The following is an 11,730-nucleotide window of genomic DNA, read 5'->3' as shown; positions in this document are numbered from 1 at the left end:
GAGAGATGTTGGTTAACCATAATCGTTTCATGTGGGATACATCTTTATGCGTCAATACGTATAAGCTCTCCATAAATTTTAAAAAAGAATATATGCTTTTTTACAAAAATAAGTGGTAAACTGATTTGATTTTGCAATTTTAACCATAAAAGCAATCTTACTTTAATGTTGCTTTCATGTCATTGACGGGGAACCAAATTTGCCTTTTAACTTTTTATTAACGATGATTATCGTGAAGTGTTAAATTGAGTAAACAAATGGTCAATCTGTATAAAAGTTTTTTTTTCCTGTTTTTTGGTCTTATCTCCTCCATGTCAGCGGCGTTGGCTGCTGATGAATTTATGATCACAACGGGACAGACATCTCAACCTATCGGTCATTATGAATTTTGCCAACGTTTGCCCAATGAATGTAAAATCCGCAACAAAGTTTTACGCCCTATCAAACTAACACAAAGAAGCTGGGATACATTGATTGATGTGAATAACGACATTAACAAACGCATTCGTCCTGTCACAGATATTGAGCTTTATGGGCAGGAAGAATATTGGGCCTATCCTGTTGATGCTGGAGATTGTGAAGATTATGCGTTAGAAAAACAGCGTATTTTGCATCAAAAAGGCTTCCCTCTTGCAAGCCTTTTAATCACCGTTTTGAAAAAACCAAATGGAGAAGGTCATGCCGTTCTTACCGTGCGCACTGACCGTGGTGATTTTATTCTCGATAATTTGCGTGATGAAATTTATAATTGGAAAGACACAGAATATACTTATCTTAAACGTCAAGCAATACTATCACCCGGCTATTGGGTGTCTATTGAAGAACGTGACGATATCGTCGTTGGATCTGTGTTTCATAAGAATTAAATAAAACGATTGACTATGGTAAAAGCAGCTTACAATCATTGGCAATTGTTTATAATTATAGCCTTATTGGCTTTAATATTTTGATAAATGTTACATATTCAAGTCACAATTAAACATGAACACTTTATAGTTCAAACGGCTTGCTTAAACTATAAAGTCACTCGCACTCATTACAAAGATAACTTATAAAGACAGCTTTTTCATGAGATAAACTTACAAAAGCAATACTAAGTTTATTGTGATAAAATTAAGCTCTCACACGCCGACGTTCTGAAATAGGTTGAAACGCCATTTTTGCATGAAATGTGCAATAAGGACCATTTTCACCAGAATCCGCACCACAAAAGTAAAAATCCTCAGCCAAAGGGTCTCCAACAGGCCATTTACATGTCGTTTCACTCAACTGAAGAAGGCTTAAATGGCGTGACATAGGAACAACCACATCTTCCGTTGGGCGTGTCTCAACTTGAGAAACAGCATCCGCTACAAAATCTAATTTCAGCGCGGTCGCACCAACATTGCGCGTTGTATTTCGTCCCGATGCAGCAGATGTTGGCGTAGCTACGCGGCTTGCACGACTAACACTTGCAGTATTTGACGTTAGATTATTACTCGCGCTATTTTCAACTGTTTTATTGGCACGGGGGGTAGATTTTGTAGGCTTACCTCTGCCTGACAATTTTAAGCGATGAACCTTTCCTATAACAGCATTGCGGCTCACACCGCCCAATTGAGCTGCAATCTGGCTCGCGCTCAATCCTTCACTCCATAATTTTTTTAAAAGTTCAACGCGTTCATCTGTCCAGTTCATACCGGCACTCCGTTCTTTTCATTCATTGCGATCTCACTTGTCATCGCATATCACGTCTTATTATATTCATTTTGCATATTGCCAAATATCATCATTGCTCAAAAAAAGCGTTCGATAACTACATCTATTATGATAATTCAACTACTGACACAAAATGTATTGGTTAAAATACTACAATATGGCTCAACTATGTGGCAAGAGTCTGATAAGCTCTATCACCACTTTTCCTTATGTTTTCCCCAACTTGCAAATCAGTTTTCAAAAAATACAATCTTTTTTAAAAAGCAATACTCTTCATATAAGCTGATTATGGTTATTAAATGGCGCTTAAAACTATTGATCATATTTATTTGAATTTTTATGTTCATAATACTAGACGATAAAATTTAAAATAGAGATCAAAAACAAAGTAAATTGTATCTATAAAGCATAATAATCTCAGACATTTTTTTAAAAAAGATGCATAAAACATTTGCACATCGCATAACAATGCGCAAAATAGAACAAAATTTATAAAGCCCAGCAAATTTTAAAACAAAAAAGATGAAAGGAAAATACATGCCCACGTCCTCAACGCAACATCTTTATGATACCTTTGCGCGTGTCGATTTGCGTTTTGTGCGAGGAAACGGCGCATGGCTTATTTCAGACAAAGGCGAACACTATCTTGACTTCACCTCAGGTATAGCGGTCAATGCGCTTGGTCACCACCATCCTCAATTGATTGATGCTGTTAAAGTTCAAACAGAAAAATTATGGCATATATCCAATCTGTTTCAATCACCTGAACAAGAAAAACTTGCGTCAGTTTTATGTGCACATAGCTTTGCAGATAAGGTCTTTTTTTGTAATTCTGGTGCAGAAAGCTTAGAATGCGCCATAAAAACAGCACGTCGTTATCACTATGTAACAGGCCATCCAGAGCGTTATGAAATAATTACTTTTGAAGGTGCTTTTCACGGACGCACTTTAGCAACCCTTGCCGCCGGTGGCCAAGAAAAATACTTAGAAGGATTTGGTCCTAAAGCTGAAGGATTTATCCAAGTTCCCTTTAATGATGAACAAGCTTTAAAAGAAGCCTTAAATAAACACACGGCTGCTATTCTTATTGAACCTATACAAGGCGAAGGGGGAGTGCGCATTGTTCCAAATGAAACGTTACGATTTTTACGACAAATATGTGATGATCACGACATTTTGCTTATTTTTGACGAAGTACAAACAGGAATTGGACGCACAGGTAAACTTTTTGCTTATGAATTATCTGGTGTTACACCTGATATTTTAACCTTGGCAAAAGCACTTGGAGGTGGCTTTCCTATTGGCGCATGCCTTGCAACAGCAAAAGCGGCAAAGGGCATGACAGCTGGCACCCACGGATCGACCTTTGGTGGCAATTTGCTTGCAATGGCTGCCGCAAACGCAGTGCTTGATGTGATTTTAAAAGAAGGTTTTTTTGATCACATCAATGCCATGTCCAATATTTTTAAACAGGGTTTGGCCTCTATTATTGACACCTATCCTGACATTGTAAGTTCCATACAAGGCACTGGTCTTTTAACAGGCCTTAAATGTGTGATCCCTCGTGATAAAGTCATTACAGCATTGCATGAAGAAAAATTGCTCAGCGTGGGTGCAGGCAATAATGTTATTCGTCTTTTACCTCCTTTAACTATCAGTGAAGATGACTTGCATGATGGTCTACAACGCATTGAAGCAGCAATTGCACGCATTTCTCATTCCAAAAAAGAAAAACAGGTTTAAATTATGACGCGGGACCTAATAAAAATACGGCATTTTACGGATCTATCTCTATTATCAAGCCATGAAGCACGTGCTATAATAGAGCACGCAAAAAGTATGAAGGCAGCTTTAAAAGCCGGACATCGTGAGGCTATGTTTTGTGGTAAAACCTTAGCGATGATCTTTGAAAAACCGTCAACTCGCACCAGAGTTTCTTTTGACGTAGCAATGCGCCAACTGGGTGGAGAAACCTTAATGTTGACAGGCTCTGAAATGCAACTTGGTCATAGCGAAACCATAGCAGATACCGCAAGGGTTTTATCGCGTTTTGTCGATATTATCACTTTTCGCACAACCGCTCATGAACGTATGCTAGATCTCGCAAAACATGCCGAAGTTCCCGTGATCAATGCTTTAACGGATGATACGCATCCATGCCAAATTTTGGCTGACGTTTTAACTTTTGAAGAACATCGAGGACCAATAGAGGGAAAAACATTTGCATGGATGGGGGATGGGAATAATATTTTACATTCTTTGATTGAAGCTGCCGCACTTTTCAAATTTAATATACATATTGCCACACCCGCTGGTAGTGAACCAGAACAACGTTATGTGAGTTGGGCTCGTGAGCGCGGTGCGCATATTTTTTTGACACATAATCCGCAAGAAGCAGCAAATAATGTTGATTGTATTGTGACGGACACTTGGGTTTCGATGGGGCAAGAATTTCGCGCGCGCGGCAATAGGGTTTTTAAACCCTATTGTGTTGATGAAGCGCTTATGCAACATGCAAAACCAGATGCGCTTTTCATGCATTGTTTGCCAGCCCATCGCGGTGAGGAAGTTGTTGATGCCGTTATTGATGGCCCACATTCTGTGGTTTTTGATGAAGCAGAAAATCGTCTTCACGCACAAAAGGCTATCCTTGCATGGTGCTTGAACGATTAATTTTTTCACCTATCTATAAGCATAACACTATAAATTTACAGATGCGTTTTCAAAACACATTTTGTTATCAAAATTAAAACGAGAATTTATTAACATTGAAATGATGTCATCATTCATGATGATTTTAATGCAGATAAACTTCAATCGTTTGGTTAAAATTGAATAAGATCAGTCTTGTATACTTCATTGACCTATCAGACTGTTTTCATATCTCGTAATGGAAATATCGTCGCAGGAAGAAATAAATTACAGCTGTTAGAGACAAAAAGGAAATCACCGTGAGTGAACAATTTGGTAAAGGTGAAGATGCTATCCGCTTGGGCGACTTTCATTTTGCAGGCGATGATGCGGTTGTTCCTTTTGAAGTACAAGGGTTGGATGCTCGTGGGCGTTCTGTACAATTGGGTGCGGCGGTTAATTCTATATTGGAACGCCATAATTATCCTGAACCTGTCTCACGCCTTTTAGCGGAAGCGCTGGTTTTAACAGTTCTTCTTGGGACGTCCTTAAAATTTGACGGTAAATTTATATTTCAAACAAGTTCTGATGGACCTGTTAATCTTCTTGTTTGTGATTTTCAGACCCCTTCACAAATCCGCGGTTATGCGCGCTTTGACGAAGAGCGGCTTAAACAAGCCATATCAGATGGACAAACAGCGCCTGAGCAATTACTTGGCCAAGGCACACTGGCACTGACAGTCGATCAAGGTTCTCATATGCAACGTTATCAAGGAATTGTTGCTTTAGATGGGTCAAATCTTGAAGAAATTGCGCGCAATTATTTCTTACAATCCGAACAAATTCCGACAGATATAAGACTGGCTGTTGCCACACTTTTTGATCGTGATGAACAAGGGGCACCAAAACAAAGTTGGCGTGCTGGTGGTATGCTCACACAATTTTTGCCACAATCATCCTTTCATGAAGGAGAAAACGAAAAGCAAAATCAACAAATTCTGGATGATCATTGGCGCGAAGTGATTGCCCTTACACATACAGTTGAAAGCGCAGAAATGACTGATCCTCATATTGGTGCTGAAAGATTGCTGTTTCGCCTATTTCATGAACATGGTGTCCGTGTTTTTGATGCAACGCCAATCATTGATCGTTGTTCATGTTCACGCGAGAAAATTGAAAATGTATTGATAGGATTTAATCAAGATGAGTTGCAAGAAAGCATTGAAGATGGTGAAATTACTGTCTCTTGTGAGTTTTGCTCATCTGTCTATCATTTTGATCCTGATAAACTTGGTTCCTCACAAAATAACGACGATGATAAGAAAAATAATGACATTTCATAAAGCTTAAAAACGATAGATTATCGTGAAATTATACGCATTATGTATTATTGCCTATTATCAATATGCTCTTACGCCTAACAATAAACGCAGTGAATAGTCGTGATTGAACAGGTTCGCTCTTTTTATTTTTTTGTTAACAACAAGAGTCGCATTTTGATTATTTTTTTCAATAATAAAATGCCTTCACCAAATTTTATGCAGTTTCTTTCGTAATTTTGCTTCAAAGTACCTTTATTCAATACTATAAAATTTCAAATCAGTTTACTTCTCATTAAACTGCCTCATTTAGATTTTAATCAATAGCAGTGTACTCATTTTTGAAGATAATTTTATGGTATTTTATTTTAAACTTTGCGAACTCTATAAAGAGAGGGGGCGCAAGACATGCGCGTAACCCATAATGATCGCTCGGTGCCACCGCAAAAGAAATATAAACAAGTTTCATCGCGCAAAAATTCATCAACACGCAAAAAAAAACCTAAAAACCCCAAAAAAGGTTTTTTTCGTTTATTTTTTAAATACAGCCTCATTTTGGGGATGTGGGCAGGCGTAGCTATTGTTGGATATGTTGGGTATGTCGCTTTAAAAATGCCGCAAGCATCAACTTGGGATATCCCACAACGCCCACCCAATGTGAGCATTGTTGATCGTCATGGTGTTTTAATTGCCAATCGTGGCACCACAGGTGGAGAGGCCGTGTCTCTTCATGAAATGAGCGCTTGGATTCCAAAAGCTGTTATTGCGATTGAAGACCGCCGTTTTTATGATCATCCAGGGATTGATCCGATTGGTATTCTTCGTGCACTTTTGGCAAATATCACACCCGGTGGCAGCAAACAGGGCGGATCAACACTCACACAACAATTGGCAAAAAATCTTTTTCTTTCACCTGAACGCACCATAGAACGAAAAATACAAGAAGCCCTACTTTCTATTTGGCTTGAACATAAATATAGCAAAGATCAAATTCTCGAAATCTATCTTAATCGGGTTTATCTTGGTTCAGGTGCCTATGGTGTAGAAGCCGCCTCAAGGCGTTATTTTAACAAATCAGCTAAAGATGTTGATCTCATGGAAGCCGCAACATTAGCAGGGCTTTTGAAGGCACCTTCGCGTCTTTCGCCTGCACGCGACGCAGAAGCTGCACATGAACGGGCAAAGCTTGTTTTAAACGCTATGCGTGAAGAAGGCATGATTGACAACAAACAAGTACAAATTGCTCAGACAGAACCTGTGTCACCTGTTGCTTCTTATTGGACAGGGGCAGAAAATTATGTTGCTGATCAAGTGGTGGCACAATTGCCCTTTCTTATAGGAGAAAGTGACGAGGATATTGTAGTTGAAACCACATTGGATATGACATTACAAAAAGAAGCAGAAACGTCTATTCGCGATCAAATTTCTGAAAATGGAAAAAATCGCAATGTCAGCCAAGGAGCTTTAGTCTCTATTGACCGAAGCGGTGCCGTTCGTGCTTTGATTGGCGGAGTGGATTATGCGCAAAGCCAATTTAATCGGGCTGTAGATGCAAAGCGTCAACCTGGATCAACCTTCAAACCCTTTGTCTATCTTGCCGCACTTGAAGATGGTCGCACGCCAAATTCTGTGCGCAATGATGCGCCTGTTAAAATTGGCAATTGGACACCAAAGAATTATGGTGGAAAATATAGAGGTATGGTGACATTGACAACCGCACTTTCCCATTCTCTCAATTCTGTTGCTGCTCAATTAATTATGGAAGTGGGGCCACAAAAAGTGATTGAAGTCGCTCATAAACTTGGCATCCATTCAGCATTATCTGACAATGCATCTATTGCATTAGGCACATCAGAAGTCAGCTTAATGGAATTGACAGGCGCATTTGTTCCTTTTGCCAATGGCGGGTATAAACCCCAAATACGCCTCATTAGCCGCGTTACAAACAAAAATGGTACAATTCTCTATGACTTTGGTGATATTTCCGCAGTACGCGTCATTGATCCGAATATTGTGGGTATGATGAATGCCATGTTAGCACAAACTGTTGAAAATGGTTCAGCCAGACATGCCAACATTCAAAGGCCCGCCGCAGGTAAAACAGGGACAAGTCAGAATTTTCGTGATGCGTGGTTTATTGGCTATACCGCTGATTATGTTACGGGTGTATGGTTTGGTAATGATAATGGTGCGGCGATGAAAACGGTATCGGGCGGATCTTTGCCAGTAAAAGCGTGGAAAGCCTATATGTCGATTGCAGAAAAATCGCTCCCCATAACACCATTACCGGGCAACTACCATCTTGAAAATGCGATCCCTGGTGGCAGCGACATTTTACCTGATAGCGATCAACCATTAGCGCCCTATCCCTCACCTGAAAGGAATAATCAAGATATATATTGGGCTCAACAAAATGCAATTGATAATCGTGCTCAAGCTTCACCACACAAAAAACGCACATTACTAGACATATTGCGTGGTAGATAAATCGCGATTAAATAATAAATATGTGCGCGTTTTAAGTTTTTCACTCGACTTCACGCCCATCGTTTTCTATGAAAAGAGACGTTTATGGTTAATTAAAGGTGTGAACTTGAGCATATCGATGAAAAAATTATGTATGATTGCCTTATTATCTCTATCATGTTTCACTCAAATCTTACTTGCTGAGGCGAATGCCATTATGGTGGTGCCTGAGGGCAATCGTCATAACACTCAACCTCCTATTCCTCATGCATCAGCCAAACGTACGCGAGAATTGGCCACAAGTTATGCCTCAAAATATGATAAAATCTATCATCTCATAAAAAATGATGACAAATTACGCGCACGGATAAAAGCCACAGCGAAAACATATGGCATTGATCCTATACATATTGCTGGTGCAATCATTGGTGAACATACCTATAATGTCGATGTCTATGATCGTCTTCAAACCTATTATGTCAAAGGTATATCATACATCAAACAGGGTGTTCGCTTTAATTATAATGGAGAAGATGTTACAACTTTTGTAAAACGACCACAATTTTCTCTATGCACAAGTTTGAACGATAGTTACAGATTGTGGACATGCCGTGAAGATATATGGGACAAAGATTTTCGAGGAAAAACAGTTGAAGGCGTAAAATATCCAGATAACCGTTTTAGCGCTGTTTTTTTTCAACCCTTTTATGCTGGACAAACATTTGGTCTTGGGCAAGTCAACCCTTTAACAGCTTTGAAAATGTCTGACCGTGTTAATCGCATTTCCGGTCTTCCTAAACTGTCAGCTGATAATGGTGGGCAAGTCTATAAAACCATTATGGATCCTGATTTAACAATTCCCTATATTGCAGCCACAATTCGGCAATCAATCGACGCATATCGTCAAATTGCTGATTTTGATATTTCCAAAAATCCAGGTCTAACATCAACATTATACAATACTGGTGGCGCGCAAGCACGCGCAAAAATCCTTGCCGATGACAATAAGCGCGCCGTTAAAAACGGTCAAAAAATACGTCTACCTGAAGAAAATTATTATGGTTGGTTCGTTAATTCGAAAATAGACGATCTTAAAAAACTATTCTAAGCATTGCGATAAATTATCACATTGATATATTTTTCTGAGATCAATTACCAAAATCCTTAAAAAAATGCTGTAGTAATAAATATTTATTTTTCTGATAACGTTTAAATAAAAAATTGAGAAAGATTTACGTCATTGATGACTGATTTAAAATGTGCATAAGCATGATAATCTCTTCTTTAGATAAACGATTAATTTCTTTTGATAAACGATTGGCAAAAAGCGTTGCTTCACTGCTTAAACCAGATGTATCAATAACAACTCTTGGGTGTGACCTTCCAGCAAGGTTGATCAATTCATCCGCTTCATCCCATATAATATTAAAATAAGTAATGATGCGTTGCACCATTACAAAACTGGGCTGACCTTTTTTACCATGTTCTAAAGCAGACAAATAGGCTGGTGATACACCAATATCATTGGCCATTTTCTTTTGACTAATGTTTCTATTTTGGCGTAATTCTCTTATTTTAAGACCAAAGGGTGTCATTAATCTTTTCCATTCACATTTCGCCTCAAGCGAATATAAAGAGCCCCCTTACCTCCATGAGTAAGGGCCGCATCTTCATAAGACACAACATATTGACGAAATGGTGCTGTCGATAACCATTGTGGCACAGATTGACGTAATACACCGTTTCCTCCTGATGATCTTCCTTTTCCAGTAATCACCAAAACATAACGCAGGGCTTTTTGATGGGCAGAGTTTAAAAAACTTAAAAGTAAAGAATAAGCTTCCTCTTGATATAATCCGTGAAGGTCAACCCGTCCTTCAATGTGAAGACGCCCTTTGGCTAATTTACGTTGTGTTGTCTTATCAAGAGGATGGAGCGGATTGACTGATCGTGTATTTTTCGTAAGCACTTCTTTATTATTTTTTGATGGATCAGGTTTTATGATTTTCGTTTTATCACGAAAATCATAAAAACCAGTCACAAAGACATTATTGTCTTTTTGTGTTTCTTCTAAATGGTGTAAAGGCGTTGCGGTACGTTTAACCGCATCCCATAAGATACGATCATGCACATTTAATGGATACGTTTTGTCGTTGCTTCCTTTGCGTGTCATTTTTGCGTTTACACCACAAATCTTTCATATGCATTTAATTTTTTATCCTAGATAAAAATCATTCTTCATCTTGTGTTGCAATAAGCTTCCAATTTGGGTCATTGGATTGAGACGGCCGTGCAAATGTCCAAACATCAGTAATCTCGACAATCGTTTCAGGATCACCATCAATTAATGTTTCATCCTTCTGATAGGTTGCTGAAATAATTTCACTCACAATACGCATTGTGATTTGCTCTTCCTTATCAACCATTTGCGCAGTGATCATTTCTAATTTATTGATACCCACAAAAGTAAAGCTTACATTTTCATTATTTTTTTCAAGTATATCAATAGCATCAGAAAACCCATCATAAACCTCAGCGGCCAAAAGAGGTTTTAAAGATTTTTTATCACCATTTGCAAACGCAGTGACAATCATTTCATAAGCTACACGCACACCATCAACAAAAGATTGTGGCGCAAATGAAGGATCACTCTTACGAAGCGAACGTAGCCCCTTATTCAAATCACTGTTTATTGGCGCAAAACGGTCAATATCTTTAAAATCATCTGGCTCTCGCTGTTCACGTTTTGGCAATTCCACAATATCAGCCGAAGAAACATTATCAGCTTCATTTTGTTTTTTCTGCGCATACGGATCAAGTGGAGGTCTTTCAAAACCTGTTCTTTTTCCTAAAACACTACGCAATTGAAGAAAAACCACAACAGCCGCAATCAACGCCAAAACCATTACAATGTCAAATTCCATCAGGACAGCCAATCTTTCATAAAAACTTCATACATCGCCATATCATCATAGCGAAAATTCTTCTAAACATATAGAGCAGTCAGTACGATCATTCAAATTTTGCTATGCATTTTCTCTATAAAGTCGCAATTTGTAATTAATATGGTGCAAAATAAAGAATTCGTAAAAGGAAAAAACCGTTGAAACATATTTATAGAGTCAAACCCGGTTTTGCCGGTTTATTATTTTTTGCCGCATTATTTATTGAAATCGCGGGATTTATCATTGTTGGACGTAAGATTGGTGTATTAGCAACACTTGGCCTTATAATTTTGTCCATGTTTGTTGGATGCATTCTCTTACGCATACAAGGACTTACTCTGCTGACGCGCTTACAAAATGAATTGGCGGCTGGGCACATGCCTAATCGCACCATAGGTAACGGTGCCTTTGTAATTATTGGGGCTATTCTTCTTATTATTCCGGGTTTTGTCAGTGATATTTTTGGAATACTTCTTTTCATACCGCCAATTCGTCATTTAATTTGGCATTTTATTACAAAGAAAATACAGGTTAAAACAACTTATCATGGTGATATAAAGCAAGATGATGAGACAATTATTAATCTTCATGACGATGAATATCATCGTTCTGATCCAAATAAATCACCATGGCGCCAAGATGATGATAATCGTCGTCTCCCTTAAACAATA

11 protein-coding genes are annotated in these 11,730 nt (G+C 38.5%); 7 read left to right on the top strand and 4 right to left on the bottom strand.

The features are described from left to right. The first annotated feature begins 257 nt into the window (after window positions 1-257). A complete protein-coding gene (locus ME5_RS02840) occupies window positions 258-866 on the top strand; it encodes a transglutaminase-like cysteine peptidase (protein ID WP_008038207.1) in 609 nt (202 codons plus the stop codon). Between the two features lie 247 nt (window positions 867-1,113). Here ME5_RS02840 and ME5_RS02835 read toward each other — a convergent pair whose 3' ends face one another. Continuing rightward, window positions 1,114-1,677, bottom strand: coding sequence for a GcrA family cell cycle regulator (locus ME5_RS02835; RefSeq protein WP_008038206.1), 564 nt, complete (start codon window positions 1,675-1,677; stop codon window positions 1,114-1,116). Window positions 1,678-2,235: 558 nt separating this feature from the next. On the opposite strand from ME5_RS02835, the gene ME5_RS02830 reads away from it, so the two are divergent. From ME5_RS02830 to ME5_RS02810, 5 genes are all read left to right on the top strand, one after another. Next, window positions 2,236-3,441 carry an aspartate aminotransferase family protein gene (locus tag ME5_RS02830; protein ID WP_008038205.1) on the top strand — a complete coding sequence of 402 codons (1,206 nt, stop codon included), beginning with the start codon at window positions 2,236-2,238 and terminating at the stop codon, window positions 3,439-3,441. 3 nt (window positions 3,442-3,444) lie between these two features. Further along, window positions 3,445-4,371 (top strand): ornithine carbamoyltransferase, encoded by a 927-nt coding sequence (argF, locus tag ME5_RS02825; protein ID WP_008038203.1) that lies wholly within the window; start codon window positions 3,445-3,447, stop codon window positions 4,369-4,371. A gap of 278 nt (window positions 4,372-4,649) precedes the next feature. Then, window positions 4,650-5,672, top strand: a complete 1,023-nt coding sequence (locus ME5_RS02820) for an Hsp33 family molecular chaperone (protein ID WP_008038202.1) — start codon at window positions 4,650-4,652, stop codon at window positions 5,670-5,672. A 384-nt stretch (window positions 5,673-6,056) separates the two neighbouring features. After that, window positions 6,057-8,135 (top strand): transglycosylase domain-containing protein, encoded by a 2,079-nt coding sequence (locus ME5_RS02815; RefSeq protein WP_008038200.1) that lies wholly within the window; start codon window positions 6,057-6,059, stop codon window positions 8,133-8,135. Between the two features lie 118 nt (window positions 8,136-8,253). Continuing rightward, complete coding sequence (locus ME5_RS02810) at window positions 8,254-9,222, top strand: DUF1402 family protein (protein ID WP_008038191.1); 969 nt, start codon at window positions 8,254-8,256, stop codon at window positions 9,220-9,222. Window positions 9,223-9,346: 124 nt separating this feature from the next. On the opposite strand, the gene ME5_RS02805 is transcribed toward ME5_RS02810, so the two are convergent. Genes ME5_RS02805 through ME5_RS02795 form a run of 3 tightly spaced genes read right to left on the bottom strand, consistent with a single transcriptional unit; the run spans window position 9,347 to window position 11,038 of the window. Continuing rightward, window positions 9,347-9,709 (bottom strand): helix-turn-helix domain-containing protein, encoded by a 363-nt coding sequence (locus tag ME5_RS02805; RefSeq protein ID WP_008038190.1) that lies wholly within the window; start codon window positions 9,707-9,709, stop codon window positions 9,347-9,349. Beyond that, window positions 9,709-10,287: a Smr/MutS family protein gene (locus ME5_RS02800; protein ID WP_008038189.1), complete on the bottom strand. Its 579-nt coding sequence runs from the start codon at window positions 10,285-10,287 to the stop codon at window positions 9,709-9,711. The genes ME5_RS02805 and ME5_RS02800 overlap by 1 nt, the downstream gene beginning before the upstream one ends. Window positions 10,288-10,345: 58 nt before the next feature. Beyond that, window positions 10,346-11,038: a Tim44/TimA family putative adaptor protein gene (locus tag ME5_RS02795; RefSeq protein ID WP_008038188.1), complete on the bottom strand. Its 693-nt coding sequence runs from the start codon at window positions 11,036-11,038 to the stop codon at window positions 10,346-10,348. Between the two features lie 179 nt (window positions 11,039-11,217). Between ME5_RS02795 and ME5_RS02790 the strand changes: the two genes are divergently transcribed. Beyond that, complete coding sequence (locus ME5_RS02790; protein WP_008038187.1) at window positions 11,218-11,724, top strand: FxsA family protein; 507 nt, start codon at window positions 11,218-11,220, stop codon at window positions 11,722-11,724. The last annotated feature ends 6 nt before the right edge of the window (window positions 11,725-11,730 follow it).

The organism is Bartonella tamiae Th239, from assembly GCF_000278275.1.
Taxonomy (GTDB): Bacteria; Pseudomonadota; Alphaproteobacteria; order Rhizobiales; family Rhizobiaceae; genus Bartonella; species Bartonella tamiae.
The sequence above is the reverse complement of the archived record's forward strand: the minus strand, read 5'-3'. Positions and strand labels throughout refer to the sequence as shown.